This window comes from Prosthecobacter sp., assembly GCF_044226605.1.
Taxonomy (GTDB): domain Bacteria; phylum Verrucomicrobiota; class Verrucomicrobiia; order Verrucomicrobiales; family Verrucomicrobiaceae; genus Prosthecobacter.
Genome location: NZ_JBGAGS010000006.1, coordinates 366,232 through 385,884, shown reverse-complemented (window position 1 = coordinate 385,884; position 19,653 = coordinate 366,232). Strand labels below are relative to the sequence as shown.

General features: G+C 60.3%; 16 protein-coding genes. 5 read left to right on the top strand and 11 right to left on the bottom strand.

Annotated features, from left to right (window positions below):
• Nucleotides 1-5: 5 nt before the first annotated feature.
• The 4 genes from ACILSO_RS10550 to ACILSO_RS10535 form a co-directional block, all read right to left on the bottom strand.
• A complete protein-coding gene (locus ACILSO_RS10550) occupies nt 6-764 on the bottom strand; it encodes a fibronectin type III domain-containing protein (protein ID WP_395737359.1) in 759 nt (252 codons plus the stop codon).
• Between the two features lie 244 nt (nt 765-1,008).
• Nucleotides 1,009-2,013, bottom strand: coding sequence for a UDP-glucose 4-epimerase GalE (gene galE / locus ACILSO_RS10545; RefSeq protein WP_395737358.1), 1,005 nt, complete (start codon nt 2,011-2,013; stop codon nt 1,009-1,011).
• A 79-nt stretch (nt 2,014-2,092) separates the two neighbouring features.
• Nucleotides 2,093-2,302, bottom strand: a complete 210-nt coding sequence (locus tag ACILSO_RS10540) for a hypothetical protein (RefSeq protein WP_395737357.1) — start codon at nt 2,300-2,302, stop codon at nt 2,093-2,095.
• The gene (locus ACILSO_RS10535; RefSeq protein WP_395737356.1) at nt 2,299-5,094 is read right to left on the bottom strand and encodes a PVC-type heme-binding CxxCH protein; all 2,796 of its coding nucleotides are present in this window, start codon (nt 5,092-5,094) and stop codon (nt 2,299-2,301) included. Before ACILSO_RS10535 ends, ACILSO_RS10540 begins: the two co-directional genes overlap by 4 nt.
• Nucleotides 5,095-5,227: 133 nt before the next feature.
• On the opposite strand from ACILSO_RS10535, the gene ACILSO_RS10530 reads away from it, so the two are divergent.
• On the top strand, nt 5,228-5,524 hold the full coding sequence (locus ACILSO_RS10530) for a hypothetical protein (RefSeq protein WP_395737355.1): 297 nt from the start codon (nt 5,228-5,230) through the stop codon (nt 5,522-5,524).
• 417 nt (nt 5,525-5,941) lie between these two features.
• Here ACILSO_RS10530 and ACILSO_RS10525 read toward each other — a convergent pair whose 3' ends face one another.
• On the bottom strand, nt 5,942-6,712 hold the full coding sequence (locus ACILSO_RS10525) for a sulfite exporter TauE/SafE family protein (protein WP_395737354.1): 771 nt from the start codon (nt 6,710-6,712) through the stop codon (nt 5,942-5,944).
• 377 nt (nt 6,713-7,089) lie between these two features.
• Complete coding sequence (locus tag ACILSO_RS10520) at nt 7,090-8,385, bottom strand: hypothetical protein (RefSeq protein ID WP_395737353.1); 1,296 nt, start codon at nt 8,383-8,385, stop codon at nt 7,090-7,092.
• Between the two features lie 389 nt (nt 8,386-8,774).
• Between ACILSO_RS10520 and ACILSO_RS10515 the strand changes: the two genes are divergently transcribed.
• From ACILSO_RS10515 to ACILSO_RS10505, 3 genes are all read left to right on the top strand, one after another.
• Nucleotides 8,775-10,445: a DUF1549 domain-containing protein gene (locus ACILSO_RS10515; RefSeq protein WP_395737352.1), complete on the top strand. Its 1,671-nt coding sequence runs from the start codon at nt 8,775-8,777 to the stop codon at nt 10,443-10,445.
• A 225-nt stretch (nt 10,446-10,670) separates the two neighbouring features.
• On the top strand, nt 10,671-11,984 hold the full coding sequence (locus ACILSO_RS10510) for a DUF1501 domain-containing protein (protein ID WP_395737351.1): 1,314 nt from the start codon (nt 10,671-10,673) through the stop codon (nt 11,982-11,984).
• A gap of 14 nt (nt 11,985-11,998) precedes the next feature.
• Nucleotides 11,999-12,505, top strand: a complete 507-nt coding sequence (locus tag ACILSO_RS10505; RefSeq protein WP_395737350.1) for a DUF2199 domain-containing protein — start codon at nt 11,999-12,001, stop codon at nt 12,503-12,505.
• A 454-nt stretch (nt 12,506-12,959) separates the two neighbouring features.
• On the opposite strand, the gene ACILSO_RS10500 is transcribed toward ACILSO_RS10505, so the two are convergent.
• The 4 genes from ACILSO_RS10500 to ACILSO_RS10485 form a co-directional block, all read right to left on the bottom strand.
• Nucleotides 12,960-13,274, bottom strand: coding sequence for a hypothetical protein (locus ACILSO_RS10500; RefSeq protein ID WP_395737349.1), 315 nt, complete (start codon nt 13,272-13,274; stop codon nt 12,960-12,962).
• 119 nt (nt 13,275-13,393) lie between these two features.
• Nucleotides 13,394-13,894 (bottom strand): hypothetical protein, encoded by a 501-nt coding sequence (locus ACILSO_RS10495; protein ID WP_395737348.1) that lies wholly within the window; start codon nt 13,892-13,894, stop codon nt 13,394-13,396.
• A gap of 285 nt (nt 13,895-14,179) precedes the next feature.
• Nucleotides 14,180-14,545, bottom strand: a complete 366-nt coding sequence (locus tag ACILSO_RS10490; protein WP_395737347.1) for a hypothetical protein — start codon at nt 14,543-14,545, stop codon at nt 14,180-14,182.
• Nucleotides 14,546-14,674: 129 nt separating this feature from the next.
• Nucleotides 14,675-14,884 carry a hypothetical protein gene (locus ACILSO_RS10485; RefSeq protein ID WP_395737346.1) on the bottom strand — a complete coding sequence of 70 codons (210 nt, stop codon included), beginning with the start codon at nt 14,882-14,884 and terminating at the stop codon, nt 14,675-14,677.
• Between the two features lie 366 nt (nt 14,885-15,250).
• Here ACILSO_RS10485 and ACILSO_RS10480 point away from each other — a divergent pair, with 366 nt between their 5' ends.
• A complete protein-coding gene (locus tag ACILSO_RS10480) occupies nt 15,251-18,856 on the top strand; it encodes a protein kinase domain-containing protein (RefSeq protein ID WP_395737345.1) in 3,606 nt (1,201 codons plus the stop codon).
• Nucleotides 18,857-18,884: 28 nt separating this feature from the next.
• Here the strand turns inward: ACILSO_RS10480 and ACILSO_RS10475 are convergent, their stop codons facing one another.
• Nucleotides 18,885-19,622 (bottom strand): c-type cytochrome, encoded by a 738-nt coding sequence (locus ACILSO_RS10475; RefSeq protein ID WP_395737344.1) that lies wholly within the window; start codon nt 19,620-19,622, stop codon nt 18,885-18,887.
• Nucleotides 19,623-19,653 lie beyond the last annotated feature (31 nt).

Sequence of the window (19,653 nt, the reverse complement as noted above, 5' to 3'; positions counted from 1 at the left end):
ATTCATTACGGTTGGCGGGAGGTAATGGATATTTCAGCAGGCTTCACCCCGCGGCCAGGCTGCCGCTGCCAGTAGGTGGGACTGTCGGGCTTAAAGAATGTCTTCGTCTTGCCCGCCCCGGTGTACGCGGCGAACGCTCCTGTCTTGGGATCGAAGATGCGCAGTGTTCTGTCTGTATCGTCCAGCTTCATGGGCAGGCTTTCTGCCAGCGCCCTCTGCAAAAAGAGCCAGGCCTTCGCCGCATAGTCATCCGGGGACCGGCTGGAGAAATCTCGCCCGTGGCGTTCGAAATGATCCTGCAGCGAGTCAAGATGAGCCCAGGTCTCCCTCGCGGGCGGGGCCTGCTTGCCCACCGTAGCGGCTCCCGCCGATTTCTTGTCTGGCGTGATGACGTTCAGCATCCGCCGGATCAGCGAAGGTTGCGGCCCGGCTGCCGCCGCCGCCGCGCCCGTTGTAGTGAAAGTCCCCTCGCCCAGTCGAGCGCGCGCGCTCCCTACACTGAAGTAATAGAGGGTCCCTGGAGTCAGCCCATCCAGCTGAATCCTATGCTCCCGGCTCACGGCTCCCTCAGCTTTCCGATCCAGCACCGCTGGGCTCAGGCCATATTGCAGCCGCGTACCGCACTCCACATCCGTCCGCCATTGGATGGAGGCGCTGCTTGCCGTGGCCGTCGCCTGCGGCTGTCCCACCAGTTCCACAGCATAGGTCAGCGTGTTGCATAGGAACGCAATAACGCAAATAACCCAATGGCTGGAAACGCTCATGAACGCTGTAAAAAACCAACTGTGGCTATGGTGTGACAATCTTAAGTGAAGAGCGTTCAAACCAGAGCCCGCAGGCGACATTCTTCATCGCCTAGGCGGACGAGTCAATGAACACCATGCACGGCGTTTTCACGTTTTTTGGTAAAGCATTTATTTAGTACGCTGGGGCTTGTAAAGGGCATTTTCAGAGGATTCGCACAACTCGAACGTGGACTCGAAAGAGCCGCGTTCTCCTACGGAAAGATCATGCCGAATAACGTCCGCGCCGCTCCCCATTCATCCATCTCCAGGCCGATTCAATGTGGTCCCGGGGGTTGGTGTGCACAGCTTCCCAATGAAGAATTTCCTTAGCTAGTTTAGGCTCTGCCACCAGCTCGGAAGGGTCGCCCGCCCGTCGCGGGCCATAGTTGACCGGGATCTTCTTCCCTGTTACAGCCTCCGCCGTGGAGATGATTTCCTTCACGCTGAACCCACGGCCGGTTCCCAGATTCACCGCGATCGTTTCCCCACCCTTGCGCAGGTAATTCAGTGCCTGCGCATGGGCTGAAGCGAGATCACACACGTGAATGTAGTCACGAATGCACGTGCCATCTGGGGTCGGATAGTCGGTGCCAAAAACCGTGATGCTTTCGGCCTCACCCGTCGCGGCCATCAGGATCCGCGGAATGAGATGCGTCTCCGGATTGTGATCTTCACCGATTTCTCCGCTCGGGTGGCACCCGCTCGCATTGAAGTAGCGCAGAAACACGGACTTCAGCCCCCAGGCATTTCCGCAGTCCCGCAGCACGCGTTCCAGCATCCATTTGCTCGCCCCATAGGGGTTCACGGGCGCCTGGGGGTGTGACTCGTCGATCGGGATCCGCACCGGGTCCCCATAGCTCGCGCAGGTGGAGGAAAAAATGAATCGCTTGCAGCCATGCCGCTGCATCGTTTCCAGCAGCGTCAGCGGCGCCGCCAGATTGTTCCGGTAATACTTCAGCGGGTCCGTCACCGACTCTCCCACATACGCAAAAGCCGCAAAATGCAGCACCGCCTCCGGCTTGTGCTCGGTGAAAAGCTTTTCCACCAGTTCCGCATCCGCCATCTCACCTTCCACAAAGGTCACCCGGTCCATCGGCAGGGCTTCACGATGTCCGAAGACAAGGTTGTCCAGCACCACCACCTTTTCGTTCTGCTCCAGCAGATGCCGAACCGTGTGTGAGCCGATGTATCCTGCGCCGCCGGTGATGAGAAGTGTTCCTTGTGACATTCCAGAAATACAGCAGTCGAAACCGCCGCTGCCAAACAAAGATTGTCTTAAAATTCCCTGAGTAAAAGGCCCCTGCCGGTCATTTCTCTCCCTGCTGCTGCTTGGCTAGGGTCGATTTCAGTCCCTCGTACGCCGTGTTCATCCGTGTCGTCTGCTCCTTCACCCGCTCCATCATCGTCTTCACCACCACCCGGCTGTTCTTGCTGAACAGCAGCAGCGCCACCATCCCAAAGAACAGCAGCCAGCCATGGCCAAACTGAAATTTGCGGTTGGGGGCGGAGTTGCTCATGGCGCTTTGGGCAGCGGAACCTGCACCGGATGCATCAGGTAGGCAATCAGATCTCTCACCTGGTCCGGCCCGAACGCCAGCAGCAGCCCCTCCGGCATCATGGAAAGCGGAGACGTCTCCTGCTTCACGATGTCCGCTTTATCCAGCGTCATCGTCTCCGTCATCGTCCGCAGCGTGATCGTCCGCTCGTTCGACTCCGTCACCACCCCGCTCAGCACCCGCCCGTCCTTGTGTGTCAGCAGGCTCATGCGGAAGTCCGCGCTCACCACCCCGCTCGGGTCCGCAATATTCTCCAGCAGGTAGTCCAGATTCGCCCGTCCCGAGCCCGTGAGGTCCGGCCCGATCTTTCCTCCCTGCCCATACATCGTGTGGCACGAGCCGCAGATCGCCGTGAAGAGCATTCGCCCCTGGCTCAGGTTCGCCTTCGCCAGCACCGCCGGCGTCAGCTGCTTTTTCACTTTCTCCATGAGTTCCTTCTTGTCCGCCGCGGACTCGCGCAGCTCACCCCACGCCTCCACCAGCTCCTTGCTCAGTGCCTCATCTTTGAATGCCGCAATCTGCCGTGCATGAAACGCCGTCAAATCCGCCCTCGGGATCTTGTTGGCCTTCATGTCCTTCAGCAGCGCCTTCGCAAACGCCGGCCTGGAAACCAGTGTGTCAATCACCGCCGGCCGCTCCGTCACCCCAAACTTCCGATAACTCCCCGCCAGCTTCTCCCCGATCTCCGGATCATTGAACAGCGCCAGCCCGCGCACCGCCACAATGTTCAGCAGTCGCACATCCAGCAGCTTCGTGCAGATCTCCCGCAGATCATCCGGCTTGTTCTCGATCAGCGTCTGCAGCGCCGCCTCCCGCGCCCCCACATCCGCCTTTTCATCCAGCGCGATCTTCTTCACATCATCCAGCGCTTTCCCATCCCCAAACAAAACGCTCAGCTCCTGAATCATCTCCTTGGTGGTCTCCGACTCCGCACCCTTCGAAGCCTTCGCCACAAACCCATCCCAGCTCTCCGGCTTCACCACCTTGCGGATCCCCTTGAACGCCTCCGCCATCCCTTCCAGGATCACCCCGCTCTGCTCCGCCTTCGCCTGCGCCAGCACCGCATTCAGCGCCTCCGGCTTGGACGCCAGGCTGCGCACCATCCACTTCAGCGTCTTCGGCCACGTGCAATCCTTCGCCAGCTTCACCAGCGCCATCGGGTCCTCCTTCGCCAGCGGCGAAATACCATACCATACCAGATAAGGCAGGAAGGCATCATTCGCATCCTCCGCATGCGCCAGCAGCGCCGCACCCAGCTCCGCCCGCTTGCTCACCGGCATGCGTTGCAGCGTGCTGGCCAGCGTCAGCCTTACAAAGCTCGACTTGTCCTCTTGCGCCATCTTCACCGCATCAAATCCCAGCTCCGGATACACCGCACCCGCCATCGGCCCGTAGATCGCATCCAGCGGCGAGAACTGCGTCAGCTCCCGGATCGCCAGCGCACGCCCATGCTCATCCGCGGATTTCAGATCCCCCTTCGGCCAGGCCTTCCTCCACGCAAACGGCACCTCCGCCTTCTTCGCCTCGCCATAGCTCACCCGGAAAATCCTCCCGCTCGTCCGGTGCACCCCCGTGGACTCATGGCACTCACCCGTGTCGCTCCAGTCCAAAATAAACCCGCTCCCATCCGGCCCCGTGCTGATCTCGATCCCCCGGAACCACGGATCATCACTCAGAAACACATCCGGCTCATGCCTGCCCACATACCCGCTCCCGTTCCGCTCCAGCCTCTCCACGTTCGCCCGCCGTCCATGCATGTTCAGCGTGAAAAGCTTGCCCCGATATTTCTCCGGCCACTGCTCCGCCTGATAAATCATCATCCCGATGTGCGCATGTCCGCCCCCCAGGTTGTTCGCCTTCCCATCTCGCGAAGCCGTCCAGCTTCCGCTCCGGTCATAGTGATAATGATCCGCAATGGTATCCAGCTTCTCATACACAAAGGGGTTCTCCTTGCTCGAGTCCATCAGGTGCGCCCCGTGCATCAGGTGCCACAGATGCCCCGTCACCGTGTTGATGAAAAACATCTCCCCGTTCGCATCCCAGTCATGCCCCCACGGATTCGTCGTCCCATGCGTCAGCACCTCCACGATTTTCTTCTCGGGATGAAACCGCCAGATCCCCCCCTTCATCGGCACCCGCTTCTCCTCCGGCGTTCCCGGCACCCCCAGCCTCCCCGGGCACGAGTGCCCGCAGCGCCCATACAGCCAGCCATCAGGTCCAAAGCGCAGCCCGTTGGCAAAGTTATGGTAGTTGTCCCTCGCCACCGTAAACCCATCCAGCACCACCTCCGGCTCACCATCCGGCACATCATCCCCGTTGCGGTCCGGGATAAACAACACCTGCGGCGGACACATCAGCCACACACCGCCACGTCCGACTTCCACACTCGTCAGCATCTGCACATCCTCAGTGAAAACCTTCCGCGTCTCCGCCACCCCATCCCAGTCCTTGTCTTCGAGAATAATCACCCGGTCCTTCAGCCCCAGCTCAAACCGCTTCGACCTCTCCGCATACGTATAATTCTCCGCCACCCACATCCGCCCCTTCGCATCCCAGCTCATCCCGATTGGATTCTGCACCTCCGGCTCCGCCGCAAACAGCGTCGCCTTAAACCCCTCCGGCAAATGCAGCGCCTTCAGCGCATCCCCCGCCGCCATCGGCGTCGGATTCCCCGGCTCACTGTTATACAGCGCCGGAAAATCAGCAGCAGAAACAAAGGACGTAACAAGCAGGGCAAACAAGACAGGCTTCATGGAACCCAAAGCCTATTGCGGACTCCTCCCCTGACAAGACCCTCCACAAATTATTAATGCGGCAAATGTGGCAGCCACTATCTGTATGGCCCCAGCCTCACCCGCCCCCCATTCACACGCTGTCGATCCGGAAATGCAATTACTTGCCCATGCGCCCTCTCAGCTCATGATGTTGCTCGGTAAAGCGCATCTGCTGTCGGTTCCTTTGGCCTTGGCTTCTGTCGTGTTGCTTGCATTGCCCGGGTGGCGCTCGCTTGCCAAAGGGTTCGCCCTCACAGCCCTCGTCATGGCCTTGCCCGTGCTGGTGGTCGTTCCCTTCCTGCCCACCATGCTCGGCAGCGATGCCGCGGGGGCAATCGCCCTGCTCTTGTTGTCGCCTGCCCTCTCCGTGGGCACGCTGATGGCACTGAAACGATGGTCAAAAAAGTGATCCTTAAAACGCGGCGTAAATCTCAAACACCTCTCAGCCCCAAAGGGGCGCCGGACTCAGCCCAGGGCGCCGCGAGGAACGAGCAAGCCCTGGGTTCACCCACACAGAATCCGGTGAAGCAAACCCATCACATCGCCGCACCCACCGTCCACCAGCAGCGTCTGCTATCCGCTCTCCGCCCCACGCTTGCGCCTCAGCATGCTCCATCACCCATCCCCCGGCGCTGCCTCGCCCCGCCTCCGGCCAATTTACAATGCCCATTTTTCAGTTCCCAGTTTTCAGTCCCCTCACCGCCCCCATTCGCCCCACCACCCTCTCCACACCCACCACCTTCCGGCCAACAACTGTCAACCACCGTCAACAATCGTAAACCACCGTCAACAATCGTAAACCACCGTCAGCTCCCCCCTCCGCCCCTCACCCCCGTATCAGCCACACCGCCGCAAACGCCGTCAGCCAGAACAGCACATTCTCAAACACCTTCTGCGGCAGTCGCTTCAGAATCCACCACCCCAGCAGCACCCCCAGCACCACCCACGGCATCAGCGCCACATTCGTCATCAGCGACCTCGGATTGATGATCCCCAGATCCGCGCTGAACGGCACCTTGAAAAGATTGATAAACAAAAAGAACCGGCTGAACACCCCCAGGTGCTCCTTCTTCTCCAGGTGCTGCGCCAAAAGATACACCGTCATCACCGGTCCCGCCGCATTTGCCAGCATCGTCACCACCCCCGCCAGAAATCCCATCGTCCAGGTAAAAACTTGGTGCTCGGTCAGCTTCACAAAATCCTGCCTCCGCTTGTTCAGCACCCAGTTGAAAACCAGCAGCACGATGATCGTCCACCCGATCACCACCCGCGCCACTGTGTTGTCAAACTTGCCCAGCAGAAACCACCCCACCACCACCCCCGCGATCGCCGGCGGCACCATCGGCACAATGCGCCTCCAGCTCCCTCCCTTGCGGTTGATGATGTAGCCCATGAAATCCGCCGCGATCAGCATCGGCAAAATCACCCCCACCGACTCCTTCGCGCCAAAGATCCGCGCCATCAGCACCACATTCAGCGTCGAAGTTCCCGCCAGCCCCGCCTTCGACATCCCGATGCACATCGCCCCAATCCCCGCCAGCACCAGCAGCCACCCATCAGCAGGCAGCAGCGTATGTTCAGTAAGCCAGTTCATCATTATTGAAAAGCCATTGGGTCGGAATCTCGATAGTCAAATCATTCTCTTCTGAGCCTTCCATCTCCGCAGCCTCCACACTCCGTTGCGACCAGCGCCAGCATAGTAGTCCGCTCAGTCCTCTGAGCGGTGCTCCGCCACTCCCTATCGCTCCGCGCAATCCCGAAGCCGAAGCCTCGCTCTTCCCATAACCCAACCTCCCGCGATCTGCCTCCGACCCATTTTCAGTTCCCAGTTTTCACTCCCCCCCCGTACTACTCCTTCTCCCTCCTTTTTGCGCCTCCTGCGTTTCTTTGCGGCCATCCCCCCTCTGGAACTCAGGACAACAACTGCAAACCACAGCAAACCATAGCCACCCACCGCAAACTCCCCTTCGCCCCTCACAGCGCCATCAGCGGCGCCGGCACCAGAAACGCATGCTGCTCCAGCAGACTCCACGCCCCGTTCCATGACAGATACGGCGTAAAATACACCACCAGCGTGTACGCCAGCGCCACCGGCACGATCCCCAGGCGAGCCACCCATCGTGGAAACCAGTGCCTCGGCGCCTCACGCCGCGTCGCCCGGCTCATCGCCCAGCCCGTCAGCACCCGCGCCGGAAAAATGAAGATCACAAACAGCAGGCTCGGCAGCCACGCCAGCTCCCGCGGTGTCAGTTCAATCTTCAGCAGATACAGCGGCACCGCAAACAGCAGCGTAATCAGGAGCGAAAACCAAAACGCCAGCGGCGCCCGCACAAACAGCCGCCGCACCTCCCCCAGTTCGAACAGCGCCCCAAATCGGTCCGTCTGCGCAAAGCGCGCCTGCAGAAACGGCAGATGAATCGCCACCAGCAGCAGCAGCAGCCCGCCAAACAAAGACAGCAGCACCGAGCCCCCCACAGGCAGCCGCGTCGCCGCCAGCAAAATCCCCACCGGCACGATCAGCCACGCCAGCGCCCCCACAAAGCCCCGCAGCCCCAGCCAGAAATAAAACGGCAGCCGCAGGCTCACCACATAGTCCGTCACCCCGCTCTGCAGATTCCCAAACTTCTGCGGCGCCCGCAGCCAGCGCACAAAGCGCAGTGGTTGCGGCCACAAAAAATGCCTCAGCTTTCCGCCCCGCACACAGGCCCACAGCACATGCGCCAGCGTTATCACGATCACCACCACCAGCCCCGCATGCCACGCCTTCGCAATCCCGCTGCCAGGCGCGATCAGTTCTGCATCCTTCCAAGTCTTCGAGATCAGCCTCGCAGGCCACACCACCAGCCACATCCCTACCGCGATGCTCCCCAGCACGCTCGCCTTCCGCACCCCCACGAACCCATCACGAAACCGTCCCGTCCGCGCGATCGTCCCGCTCACATGCAGCAGATACCCCAGGCTCAGAAAATTCAGCACTGGCACCACCGAGCACCCCGCCACCAGCACCAGCAGCGCCGCAAACCCAAACAGCCAGTCCATCCCTGACGCCATCTTCTGCAGAAAACCTTTCTTCTCCCCCGTGCTCTCATCCATCTTCAGTGGAGGCGGCCCAATCAACCCGGCGCCATCCGCAGTCGAAGGCACGTAGGGCGCTTCCACCTTCAGCCGGTTCTCGCCACTCCGCACCGTTTCAAAGTCACCCCGCTCTCCCTTCCCCATCACAGGCAAAGGCGGCGGCATCAGACTCGGCAGTGGTGGCGGTTCAGACATTCAGGAGAGCCAGTAAAAGCCAGCAATGAATCGATAGTTGCAGCCTTTCCACAAAAACAAACCAAGCAGCGAAATTCTGGCAAATCACCCGACCACCGGCGACGTCCCAAAGGCCCCTCTTCATTTCATCGCCAAAACATCCCCTCACAGCACTCCGTACTCAGCCCCTCTGAAATCAAAAATCAAAAATCGATAGCTCTTCAATCGTCAATCCTCCGGCCCCCCCCCAGCACCGCCACATCCCCTCCCTCCGCACCCCCTCTCAACCCCCTCTCAACCCCCGCAAACAATCGCAAACAATCGCAAACAACTGCAAACCCTCCGCCTCCTCCTGTGTTAAGTTGGTTAAAGCAAGTCCAGCCAGGCAGTCTCCCCCACAGCCACTCGTCATGAACTCCGCCCCCGCCCCCACCTCCTCCGGCCGATTGCTGCTCTGGCTCCGCAATGCCCTTATCCTCGGCGCACTCGCCGCCGCCGCCTTCTGGGGCATCGCCCAGCTCCTCACGCCCCCCGTTGAAGTCCCGCGCAGCACCGTCACACTCGCCACCGCAAAGCTCGCAGACATCCAGAGCACCGCCCAGTCTGTCGATGCCGACTTCGCCAAAGCCTGGACCCAGCAGGGCCTCGCACCCGTCGCCAAAGCCGACGACCTCACCCTGATGCGCCGCCTCTCCCTCGCACTCACCGGCAGCATACCTTCCTTGCAGGAGCTTCGCACCCTCGAGTCCATCAAAGGCGGCGCGGACGTCCCCCAGTGGTGGCTCTCCCAGCTCCTCGCAGACCGCCGCACCAGCGACTACCTCGCCGAGCGCCTCGCCCGCGTCTACGTCGGCATCGAAAACGGCCCCTTCCTCATGTATCGCCGCCGCCGCCTCGTGGACTGGCTCAGCGACTCCATTCAGCAAAACCGTCCCTACGACCAGATCGCCCGCTCCCTCATCGACTCCCGCGGCGTCTGGACCACCAACCCCGAAGTCAACTTCGTCACCGTCACCCGTCAGGACAACAAAGGCCCCGACGAAGTCAAACTCGCCGCCAAAGTCAGCCGCGCCTTCCTCGGCGTCCGCATCGACTGCGTCCAATGCCATGATGGCAAACTCGGCAGCACCTGGAAGCAGACCGATTTCCATCAGCTCGCCGCCTTCTTTGGCCAGGCAGACTTCGCACTCAACGGCCTCCGCGATGACCCCAAGCGCACCTACAAAGTCCGCTACCTCGGCCAGACCGAAGAAGAAAAAGTCTCCGCCCAAGTCCCTTGGAAGCCCGAACTCCTCCCCGCCAAAGGCACCCCGCGCGCCAAGCTCGCCACCTGGGTCACCGCCAAAGAAAACAAAGCCTTCTCCCGCGCCATGGTAAACCGCATGTGGGCCCTCCTCTTCAATCGCCCCTTGGTCTCACCCGTGGACGAAGTCCCCCTCGAAGGCCCCTTTCCCCCCGGCCTCGAACTCCTCGCCGCCGACTTCACCGCCCACGGTTACGACCTCCAGCGCCTCATCCGCGTCATCACCAGCACCCAGGTCTTCCAGATGTCCAGCCAGTCCGCCGATGCCTCGCATCCCGTCACCACCGCCGCCGAAAACGCCTGGGCCGCGTTCCCCGTCACCCGCCTCCGCCCCGAGCAGATGGCCGGCAGCGTCATCCAGGCCGCCTCCCTCAGCACCATCGATGCCGAAACCCACGTCCTCTTCCGCATCAAGCGCAGCATCGACGTCGCCAATTTCGTCAAACGCTACGGCGACTCCGGCGAGGACACCTTTGAAGACGCCGGCGGCACCATCCCCCAGCGCCTCCTCCTCATGAATGGAAACATGATCAGCGACAACACCGGCAACAATCCCCTCGTCAATGCCAGCACCCGCATCGGCATGCTCGCCCCGGACAATGCCACCGCCGTCGAAGCCGCCTACCTCTCCATCTTCACCCGCCGTCCCACCCCTGCCGAATCCGCCCACTTCACCACCCTCCTCGCCACCGCCAAAAGCCGCAACTCCCGCAGCAACGCCATGTCCGATCTCTACTGGACCCTCATGAACGCCACCGAGTTCTCCTGGAATCATTAGGCCCAGCGCATCCGCTCCGGACCAGTACCCATCTCGCTTCGCGAGATGCCCCCAGCGCCCCCGACTCCTCCAAAATGCCCGAATACACCTCTCATGAGTACGTAGTTCGGGATCGTAGCCCGCTCCGGAATCCCCACCTCCTCCAAATCCGCTCAATTTTTCCCTTCTTTTCCCTCTTTCGGCCATCCCTCTCCGGCACCTAACCAACCACCCCGCCCGCGCGCCATGCACACCCTTCACGCCTGCCACCACCCCTCCCACATCAACCGCCGCTCCCTCCTCCGCGGCGTCGGCGCTGGCACCACCGCCGCAGGCCTCTCCTGGCTCACCCCCCTCGCCGACATCCTCGCTGCCGAGTCCGAAAAAGCCGCCCCCACTGGCAAGCCCGCCCGTTCCCTCATCCTTCTATGGCTCGGCGGCGCCGCCTCCCAGCTCGATACCTTCGATCCCCACCCCGAAACCAAGATCGGCGGCGGCGTCAAAACCATCCCCACCGCCATCAAAGGTGTCAGCTTCGCTGCCGGCCTCGAGCAAACCGCCAGCGTCATGTCGGACGTCTCCCTCATCCGCTCCATGGTCAGCAAAGAAGGCGACCACGAACGCGCCTTCTACAACATCAAAACCGGCTACCGCCCCGACCCCACCCTCATCCACCCCAGCATCGGTGCCATTGTCTGCCACGAACTACCACAGGCAAAAATCGAAATCCCCACCCACGTCTCCATCCTCCCCAATCAATGGCCCGCCCGCGGCGGCTTCTTCGGCGCGCAGTACGACGCCTTCCAGATGTACGACCCCAAATCCCCCGTCCCAGACGTCAAGGCCCGTGTCGATGACAAACGCCTCGACCAGCGCATGCAGGGCCTCTCCATCGTCGAGCAAACCTTCGCCCGCGGTCGCGAGCCCAACCTCGATCAAAACAAAACCCTCCATCAGATCTCCATGCAGCGCGCCCGCAGCATGATGTCCTCAGATCAATTGAAGGCCTTCAACGTCAAAGACGCCCCCGCCGCCGAACTCGCCGCCTATGGAGACACCCCCTTCGGCCGCGGCTGCTTCGCCGCCACCCGCCTCATTCAGGCCGGCGTCCGCTGCGTCGAAGTCACCCTCAACGGCTGGGACACCCACGCCAACAACCTCGAAGGCCAGGCCACCCAGGTCAAAATCCTCGACGCCGCCTACGCCTCCCTCATTCGCGACCTCAAAAAGCAGGGCCTCCTCGAAAGCACCATCGTCATCTGCGGCGGCGAGTTCGGCCGCACCCCCAAGATCAACGGCGTCGGCGGCCGTGACCACTGGCCCCACGGCTTCAGCATGCTCGTCGCCGGCGGCGGATTCGCCGGCGGCCGCGTCATCGGCTCCACCGATCCCCAGGGCGAGAAACAAGACCCCGAACGCCCCGTCCTCGTCGAAGACCTCCACGCCACCGTCCACGACCTCCTCGGCATCGACTACTCCAAAGAAGTCATGACCCCCGTCGGCCGCCCCATGGCCCTCAGCAAAGGCGAACCCGTCCAGGAACTCCAGGCCCACGCCTGACCCGTCGTGTTTGGATGAAATTCAAATGCCCCCATTGCAACGAGATCCACGATGGACTGCCCTCCTGGGGCTTCGACCGCCCCAGCCAATATTACGATGTCCCTGCGGATAAGATTGAATCAGACGTCTTTCTCACGTCCGATTCATGCGTCATAGCAGACCGCTTCTTCTTCATTCGCGGGTGCCTGGATATACCGATCATCGGTTCAGACGAAACATACACCTGGGGTGTATGGACATCATTGAGCGAAACAAACTTTTTTATCTGGCAGGATCACTACGAAGTCGCTCAGCGCTCTCACATAGGGCCGTTTTTCGGGTGGTTTAATTCCAGCCTCTCTGTCTATCCTGAGACGATGCATCTCAAATGCATGGTGCATCTTCAGGACAACGGTCAGCGCCCCAAAATCATCTTGGAGGAAACTGACCATCCGCTGTCCGTTCATCAGCGGAACGGCATCCGCATGGAAACTCTCTTGGGCATGATGCATGCTCTTGAAAAACAGGCACAGACTGCATGATCGCCCTGAGTGCCCCCAGACTCCCGAATTATTTCTCTCGTTGGGTTCATAACCCATCCTTTACTTCGAGCGCGAACTTGGGGGAGTGTAGCGAGGTATTTCGATACCGCATAGAGCGCTGCTCGGAATAAGAATTCCGAACTGCATCAAACTCGCCACACGTCCGCCGTCCCTCGTCTGCGCAACAGACAGGAGAGCGATCATCCTGATCCCTCACGCTCCCACCTCGTCCAGATCTCCCTGCCAGAAGACCGTGCTGCTCCCCAGTGATACATTGAACAATCTCGGCATAGAAACCTGCTGTGTCGCAGATGGATTGGAGTACGACAGACACTCTTGTCTGTCGATCAACGCTCACAATTCTCTCAAACCGACAAATAAGAGTCCAGCGCACTTGACGAAGCTTCGACAGTCGGCCGTCGCCACCGCTCGCTGCCTCCTAGGGTTGATTGCTTCATTCATCGGCGAAAAGTAAACGACCTTGAGAACCATTGATGCGATTGCGAAACTGAACGGCAACTCGGTTCTGGTTGTTGACGGCGAATCGGATTGGGCACTGTAAAAACCCAAACAATAGTTTGCGTCGCAATCGTTTTATCGTCGCGGCCGCTGTGGGGAGAAATGCTTCGATTGCGGCAAGCTGAGCAGGATTCGGTGCGTCAGATGTCCCTTCGAGGACTAACTCGATAATACCGAATGGCGACTCAAAGCCGCCAAGCCAGATGCCGCGGACGAACTGAAGTTGTAGTGTCGTCGTTTCGTTGTTCATGGTTTTGTTTTTGTTCATAGATGACCCGCAGAAGCGCCAGACGAGACTGCATCTGGTAAAAGATCGACACTGGGAACACCGGTTTCCAACCGGCTCCAGAGCCGCCCTCAGCCGTCGGACTACCACAAGCGCCACCACGCCTTCTTGGAGGGTGGTGATGGCGGAGGCGGCGGTTCAAGCAGAAGCCACTGGATGTTTTCAGAACGCTGCCCAGAAACAAAAAAATGATCTATCGCCGTGATCGCCTGAGAAAGCGGCACGGTGTAGAGTTTGGACATGGGCGTCGGTTCATGATTGTCGGCCAAAAACTCAATTTCCTTGTCGGGAAACTCCGCGGTTTTGGAATAAGACGAATAAAGCGAAGGCCCCGCTCCTCCGATATACGTACGTGGGACATGGGGGTTGGTCATCAGATCCAAAGTTGAATGGTGAGACGCGCCGTCGGGGGAAATAAACAAAAGATAGGCATCCTCGCGATTGACCATCACCGACAACTCGGGGCCATCATCGTGCCAGAACCAAAACGAACCGAAAAAAGAGTCGTGCCTCGCTTGAAGATGCTCGTGCAGTTCATCAAGCGAGTTTGCTTCGACGATTTCTCGGAACTTGGCGATCTTCATGGCTTCGATGACAACGGACGCAAGCAATGCCTGACGTTAACTGATTCAGGCTGCGGATGCCTCACGGATTGATTGCTTCATATGCCACGGTCTGGGGGATTTTGTCGAGCTTGAAACCTGAGGTCAAAGGGGGCTCACACATTTGGCGATTTCTCAATGCTCGGCACCACCCGCAGCTCAGACGGCCGTCGCCACACATCCGCCTGCAAAGCCTCTGACGTGCAGGCCACGCGCCATCAGTTTGGACTGCGGTGGCACAAATGCACAGCAGCGTCCATACCTCCATCATCTCGATTTCGGCGTGACCGTAATCGTCCCCTCGCCAGCCAGCCACTCAAACGAAAGCTCCCGGTTTCGCGGATTCGTCCCACTCCACAAACCGGGCCGCAGATAAGTTCGGTCGCAGTAATGTGCCGGCCCAAAAAACCATTCCGGCAGCCCCCGATAATCCGGGTACAAAGTCCACTCCCCGCTGATCTCCACATAAGCCGGACGAACCTTGGCGTGAGCCACCGACATCCACTGCGGAAGACGAATTCCAGCCGGAAGAGACAGCACCACAAAATACGAACCCACATACGCAACCATCAAAACAACAAGACAGCCCATCACTCCAGTATCAATGCATCGAGTCTTGCGGGAAGTATTCATGGCTCTCATTCACCCAAAATGCGGGCGAAGCCCGACACGCTCAAACTCCTCGACCGCCCCGGGCAGGCAAGCGCAAATGTGCCCCTGCGCTTCATCCCCATGGTCACTCTCCGCTGGTCAGCAGTCCGTTCATCTCGACGCAAACAACCCATCTCCCAACGCCCGCTGATACTCCTCGGCAGTAAACCCCGGACAACGCCTCCTCAGTTCATCAATCAGCTCCGCGCAGGCCGGCGCCGGCTTGCGCGCCAGATCAGTCACATGCTTCCATCGCCCGTCGCGAATCTCTTCAGCAAGGACATACCCTGCATCTTCCAGCTTCCTGAGAGTTTGCGCCATACGAGTGGTTGTTCCTGAATCACATCTTGAAGAATCCTCTGCGATTTTCCAGTCCCCCGCACACCAACCCCCAGCTTTTCGGAGCACCTAATTCCGACTTGATCCCGCTCCGAAAGCTCCGCACCACCCCAGGTTCGAATCGAGCCTGCCCAAGTATTGTAGTACCGGCTTTAGCCGGAATCCGGAAGCTTTCCTCCCGCAAAAAAACAACTCCCAAATAACGCCTCCCTGAAACGCGTGATGCTCCGCCCTCTCAACTCCTCATCCGGCCTTGAGCCTCCACCCGGCCACCCCCGCCCGGAAAACGCCTGAAAAATTTGGTTTTTCATCGTGCCAGCGCTTTAGAGTTCTCCCTCACGCCGCCGCATGACTCACGACTCCACCAGCGAAAACCCCACACCCGGTGAGATGGAACCCACCGTGCACATGGACATGCGCATGCTGCTGCCTTTCGGTGTGGAGCAGCCCGGAGACATGATTGGGCGCTACCGCCTCATCGAGCCTCTTGGGCAGGGCGGTTTCGGCACCGTCTGGCGCGCGGAGCAGAGCCAGCCCATCCGGCGCGAAGTCGCGGTCAAAGTCATCAAGGCTGGCATGGACTCGCGCGAGATCATCGCCCGCTTTGAGGCCGAGCGTCAGACGCTCGCACTGATGGATCACCCAAACATCGCCGCCGTTCTTGACGCCGGCACCACGGACACCGGCAGGCCCTACTTCGCCATGGAGCTGGTGAAAGGAGTGCCCATCACAGTGTATTGTGACGCGCGCCAGCTCACCATTCGCCAGCGCCTGGAGCTCTTCATTCCCGTATGCCGCGCCGTGCAGCACGCCCACCAGAAAGCCATCCTGCACCGCGACCTGAAACCTTCCAACATCCTCGTCTCGGAGGTGGATGGCAGGGCCGTTCCCAAAGTCATCGACTTTGGCGTCGCCAAGGCTCTCGGCACTTCGCCAGAGGCCGCGTTGCAGGCCAGCCTGCTGCAGACCCAGGTTGGCGTCGTCATCGGCACACCGCAGTACATGAGCCCGGAGCAGGCCGGCGCCACCCGGGATCTCGACACACGCAGCGACATCTACACCCTCGGCGTCATCCTCTTCGAGCTCATCACGGGCGATACCCCGCTCTCCCGCGAGTCCCTCCGCAAAGCCGCGCTGGATGAAGTGCTTCGCCTCGTGCGTGAGGCCGAGCCAAAGCGGCCCAGCAGCCGCATGACCTTGATCACAAATGCCGTCACTCAGACCTGCACGGCCCGCCAGACCGAGCCGTTGAAACTCACACGCCTCCTGCGGGGAGACCTCGACTGGATCACGCTCAAGGCTTTGGAAAAAGAGCGCGAGCGCCGCTATGGCAGCGCTGCCGCCTTTGCCGATGACCTCCAGCGTCATCTCAATGACGAACCCGTTGAAGCCGGTCCTCCCAGCTCGTTCTATCGCTTTCGCAAGCTGGTGCAGCGCAACCGCCTTGCCGTGGCGTCGGCCGCGGCCATGCTCGCTTTGCTGCTGGCAGGCATCGCCGTCAGCACCTGGCAGGCCGTGCGTGCCTCACGTGCCGAAAAGAGCGCCAGGTCTCAGGTCGAGGAGGCCGCTCGTTCAGATCGGCTCATGGCGGCGGAGCATTTTTTAAAAAACGAAATGGGTCGCGGCTTTGCACGGCTCTCGCGGGCCATCTCATACCAGCCGGACTCGGTCTATTCGGCTGAGCTTGCAGTGGCAGCTTTAAACAACGCTGAGGCGGAACCGCCCCCGCTGCAGGTGCTGTCCGGTGCCGCAAACGCAGAGCTCAGCCCGGACGGCACCCTTGTCTCCACCCTTCTGGCAGACGGAAGCATTGCCATTCGCAGAGCTTCAGACGGTGCCTTGCTGCACACGCTCAGCTCGAATTGTGGGCTGAATTTCCAGGCAAGGTTCAGCCCCGATGGCCGCCGGCTTGTCGCGGCTTCCAAAGACAGCAGCATCCGCATCTTCGATGTCTCCAGCGGCAGGATGGAGGCCACCCTTCAGGGGCATGGAGACTACGTCAAAACGGTCCGCTGGTCCCCGGACGGCACACGGCTGGTTTCCGCTTCGAGGGACAAGACCGCACGCATTTGGGAAGCCGGCAGTGGCACCATGCTCCGCGTGCTCTCAGGCCACGAGGGAGAGGTTCTGGACGCCCGCTTCAGTCCGGATGGAAAGCTGGTCGTCACAGTTTCCATGGACAAGACGGCACGCCTTTGGGACGCTTTGACTGGAGAGCTGAGGACCGAGCTTAAAGGCCATGCGTCATTTGTGGGCGGCGCGAAATTCAGTCCGAATGGTGCCTTCGTGTTGACGATGTCCGGCATGCCCTGCGTGTGGAGCACGCTCACCGGTGAAAAGCTCGCCACTTTACCTGGCAATGGCGGAAGCGACTCGGCTGCTTTCAGCCCGGACAGCCGCAGGCTCGTGATGGCACACGGGACCTATGCGCTGAAATTTTTTGAGCTTCCTGCTTTCAAGGAAACAATGACCATCGCCGGTCACAGCAAGGTCATTACCAGTGTGCGTTTCAGCCCTGATGGAAGTTCCATTCTCACTGGGGCCATCGATGGCACGGCCCGGGTTTGGGAATCCTCCACAGGCGCGCCTCTGGCCGTCCTGCGTGGGCATGATTCCGTCACCCTTGCCGAGTACGGCTCCGATGGAGAAAAAATTGTGACCTCCGGCGGAGGGTCGGTGAGAATTTGGCAGGCCACCAGGCCCATGCCTGCAAATTCCTTGTCAGACATCTCTACAGTCGGCGCCAATGCTGCAATGTTCAGCCGTGATGGCAGTCACATAATCACCGCTTCAAGAAACGGCAAAGCCCGGATATGGGACACGCAGACCTTGCAGCAGACTGCCCTGCTGGATGGCAGTTCAGGCTGGGTGGGCGGACGAATGGAGGTTGGAGACGGCATGGGCCTGGGTGGCAATGGGGGGGCGGATTTCAGTGCCGACGGAAAATGGGTAGTCACGGCCGCGGACGGACCTACCGCGCGCATCTGGGATTCAACCAGCGGGCAGGTGAAATGGACTCTCGCCGGACATTCCGACAAGATTGCCTCGGTCTCTTTCAGCCCGGATGGCGGCCGCGTCATCACCGCTTCCAGTGATTCGACTGCCACCATCTGGGACGCCTCCACCGGCGCTCAGATCGCAGCATTGCGCGGGCATGAGGGCAAGATACGCAACGCCTGCTTCAGCGCCGATGGCTCAAAGATCGTTACCGCTTCCACTGATAAAACAGCGCGTGTTTGGAGCGCCGCGGACGGCACCATGCTGGCGGCTTTGAAAGGCCACCTGGCACCGGTTTTGGATGCGCATTTCAGCCCCGGTGGAGACCGTGTGGCCACAATCGCGCTGGATCAGACCACCCGCCTTTGGGATGCCGGCACCGGTCGCATGCTGAAGTCTTGGAAGCTCCTTGGAGGGTCGCTTTCCTGTTTGCGTTTCAGTCCCGACGGCAGGCGGCTCGTGGTGGGCAATACCCAGGGAAACGCCGCCATCTACGAAGTAGATCGAGAAAGCCCGCCGTTGATGCTTCTCAAGCACGAAAACTACATGGTTGAGGCCATGTTTAGTCCTGACGGGTTCAGACTCGCCACTGCCTCGAGTGACAAGACCGTGCGGATCTGGGATGCCTCCAATGGAAAGCTCGTGGCCACCCTGGCAGGACACCGAAACTTCGTCATCAAAGCCTCCTACCACCCGGACAACGACCTCATTTTAAGCGCCTCCAATGACGGCACCGCCAGGATATGGCACGTCCTGCCCGCCACTGCAGGCCCGCCCCCCGGATGGTTCCGCGATTTTCTCCATTACATGGGCCGGCAGAAGGTGAACACAGAAGGGGAGTTTGAAACGATCAGCACCTTGGAATGGCTTGGCCTCCAGGACCGCTTGCGCAAGGTGGCTGCAAGCTCCTCTTCAAACGATCCCTACCTCCGCGTCCTGCGTCGCTGGATAAAGTAGGAACCGCCAGAATCAGGTCTGCGCCCGCTCACCTCCCGGCACTCTCAAACGGACTTCCTTCGATGATCTGCTGCTGCTCCTTCGACTCCGGATTCAGCGTCATGATGTACGCCACCACGTCCCGCAGCATCTGCTCGTCCTCAATGAACAGCGTCGTCATCTGCACCATCTTTGCCCCGTTCACATCATTCTTCACCGCACCCCGCTTCCCGGCTTTAAACTTCTTCAGCTGCTCCTCCAGATACCAACCCTGACGCCCGATCAGTGGCGGACTGCCAAACGCCATCTCGCCGCTCGCATTGTAGCGATGGCACTCCATGCACCGTTCCTGAAACAGCCGCATGCCCTCCTGCGGATTCGTGTTCGCCATCTCCCGGTCCTTCCCCACCGGCACCTTCATCGGCATCTGCTCCACATGCGCCACCACCGCCTTGATCTGCTCCGGCTGCAGCGCCTTTGCCACCGCCGCCATCATGAATGACTGCGGGTCCGCCGCATCGTGCCCCCGTCGTCCCTCCCGCAGGTTCGCAAACTGCGTGTTCACATACCAAGAAGGCATCCCGGCGATGGAGGGCGACTTCAGCTCCGGCTTTCCTTCACCGGCGCTTCCATGGCATTGCGCGCACACTGTCTGAAAAATCACCTTCCCATCCACGGACTGGGTGGAGGCCACTGCGGGTGCGGCCGGAGTTTCAGCCACCAGCCAGCAACCTCCGCCAATACCAAAAAGGACGAGCGCCAGCAGTTGGACGGGTTTGATCTTCATGGGGCAAAAAACGCCGTAAGTTGCACCTGCG